The organism is Alkalitalea saponilacus (assembly GCF_900168165.1).
Classification (GTDB): domain Bacteria; phylum Bacteroidota; class Bacteroidia; order Bacteroidales; family Marinilabiliaceae; genus Natronoflexus; species Natronoflexus saponilacus.
Window position 1 is genome coordinate 1 of record NZ_FUYV01000061.1, and the last position, 2,623, is coordinate 2,623.

General features: G+C 34.0%; 2 protein-coding genes. Both read right to left on the reverse strand.

All coding sequences use genetic code 11. From position 1 onward, the window contains the following. Positions 1–175 precede the first annotated feature (175 nt). Positions 176–1,288: a Fic family protein gene (locus tag B5X70_RS17545; RefSeq protein WP_079559202.1), complete on the reverse strand. Its 1,113-nt coding sequence runs from the start codon at positions 1,286–1,288 to the stop codon at positions 176–178. Between the two features lie 251 nt (positions 1,289–1,539). Then, the gene (locus B5X70_RS17550) at positions 1,540–2,481 is read right to left on the reverse strand and encodes a hypothetical protein (protein ID WP_079559203.1); all 942 of its coding nucleotides are present in this window, start codon (positions 2,479–2,481) and stop codon (positions 1,540–1,542) included. Between the last annotated feature and the right edge of the window lie 142 nt (positions 2,482–2,623).

Below are 2,623 nucleotides of genomic sequence, written 5' to 3' on the forward strand. Positions count from 1 at the left end.
ATATGATTCGTTTTTATTCGATAAATATTCGATATTCATGATACGATTTGAGCTTATTTTATTCGATAGCGATTCGTTAAAATGCCCTACAACGGTGATTTGTATGTGGCGGTTTTGCACACCCGAAATTATCTATAAACGTGAAATTTTCTGCAAAACTGACATATACAAAATGTTACCGCCTGGCATTTTTCAGTTCGTAATTTGTGCTTCTTCCTCCGCTTGCATCTTTTTGTAATATATCCTTCTTTATTAAAGCTTGAATATCTCGAAGAGCAGTATCCTGCGAGCACTTGTTAATTTTCGCCCATTTCGATGTCGTCAACTTTCCATCAAATCCATCAAGCAGTCTGTTTATTATTTTTTGCTGTCTATCATTGAGGGTTGTGGTAGAATGGTTTCTCCAAAATTCTGCTTTATGGAGTATTTTCGATAAAGTTTCTTCTGTGGAGTCAATAGCATTTATTAAACATTGCAAAAACCACAAAATCCATTCTGTAATATCTGAATTCCCTTTTTGTGTTTTTTCAAGTTTTTCATAATACTGTTTCCTTTCAACTCTTATTTGTGCAGACATACTGTAGAACCGCCTGATACTTTTGTCAGAACGTGCCAATATCATATCTGTAATTGCTCTTGTAATTCTTCCGTTTCCGTCGTCGAATGGATGAATTGTCACGAACCATAAATGAGCAATAGCTGCCTTAAGAACTAAATCTATTTCTTGCTCGTTTTCAAACCAGTCTAAGAATCTGTTCATTTCTGGTTCTATTCTGTCTGAACTTGGAGCTTGATAGTGAACTTTCTCTTTTCCCATAGGCCCCGATACAACTTGCATCGGACCAGTCGTATCTTTTCTCCAGTCGGCAACTGTGATTTTATAAAGATTGCTCCATCCTGAAGGGAACAGTGCTGCATGCCAACCAAATAATCTGTCTTTACTCAAGGGCGCATCATATCTTTGAGTAGCGTCAAGCATCATTTCAACTATCCCATCAATGTGACGTTCCGATTCCACTGCTCCTGCAATGTCAATTCCTAACCGACGTGCAATTGAGGAACGTACTTGTTCAATATCTAAAAACTCACCTTCAATTTCTGATGACTTAATAACATCCAAAGTCAGGGTGTTTAATACTGCTTCATTTTGTAAATCAAAACCAAGCGACTCCATTTTACCCAATAGTCTTCCTTGTAGATTTCTAACTTCACCAAGTTTTATCATCACTTTTTTATTATCCCAAGTGAAGTCTGTCCAGTTTTCGTTCTCGTGTATATATATATTCATTCTCCGCAAATTATGCGACAAATATACTACTTATTCTCCGCAAAAGAAATTTTCTCCGCAAATATTGCATAGATTACAGGGGTTAATCTCCGCACTATCGTTTTTTTTGCTTGGCGGTAACGTTTGGCAATATGGCATGAGGCGGAATGCGGGCTACGTACTTATCCACCGTTACAAAACTTGATGCGGGGCAGAATGTAGAATAATACACTAAACCCGCCTTTTGCTATATTGCGTGTTGGGCAAAGTACTTATTCAACTATAACAAATCCACCAATTTTTGTTTCTGATTCATCTTCAACTATATTAAGTTTTTCTCCTCTGACGTACCTGTCTTTAACATTTGCTGAAATCCAGTCTGAAAAAGTAGCTAAATTCTCGTTTAAATCAATGTTGATGGGAATCGAAATGTAATTCACAACATACTCCATGTCTTTTATTGATTTAGTGGCAAAATATATTTGTGATAAATTATCAATTTTACGAATAGCTCTAACAGTTGTATTTATGTCCTTAATTTTAACATCCTTATCTATAAAAAGAACATAAACGAAGTCTTCTTTTAATTGATAATTTTCCATTCTGTTTTTGAAAAGCAAATCCTTGTTTTGAATGTAAACACCTGACATTGTACATCGATTATCAATATCACAAACACTTATTATGGATTCGTCAAGTTGAATTAAACAGGAGCCAATTTTATCATATAAAGGATTTAAGTTTTTTTGATGACAACTTAAAAACAAAGTCTCAGAATTTCTTATTGTAGTTATTCCTTTTAATGAATTTATAATTGAGTCAGATTGATTACTACTTGGCAATTCCAAATCTATAAGTAAGTTTTTAAAAAACTCCTTTTCTTGCTGACTATTAAAATCAAGTTGGGTTCCAACATAAGTATCTTCCTTTGTTTTGATTTCAATTTTATTGTCGATAATACTAAAATTACTTAATCCATGACTAAGCGGAAATTCAATTTCCTTTGTCTTCTTATCTATTTTGTAGATACGATTAATATTGTCGACAAACTCATAAGTTGAGTCTGATATCATTTTTATCAACAATCGTCTTGCGTTTTTATTTTCAATTCGTTGATTTTTAATTAAAAAGTACTCATTATCATTAAACTGTGCATTTAAATTTAATGAAATGAATAATAGTGCAATTCCAGTTAGAGTTTTTAATCTTTTCATATTGTTAAGTTCTCAATTATCTGTAGGTTTTTTTATTGTATTTTGCCCAACGTACCTGTGTATGACCAGTGGCTTTTTTGCGGTGTGCGTCCTTGTCCGCCGTTACAAAAAATGAGGCGGGGTAGGAGGGTGACTATTTAGC

Excerpts from the sequence above, each read along its gene's own strand:
- B5X70_RS17545 (WP_079559202.1), bottom strand. The coding sequence starts at position 1,288 with ATGAATATATATATACACGAGAACGAAAACTGGACAGACTTCACTTGG.
- B5X70_RS17550 (WP_079559203.1), bottom strand. The coding sequence starts at position 2,481 with ATGAAAAGATTAAAAACTCTAACTGGAATTGCACTATTATTCATTTCA.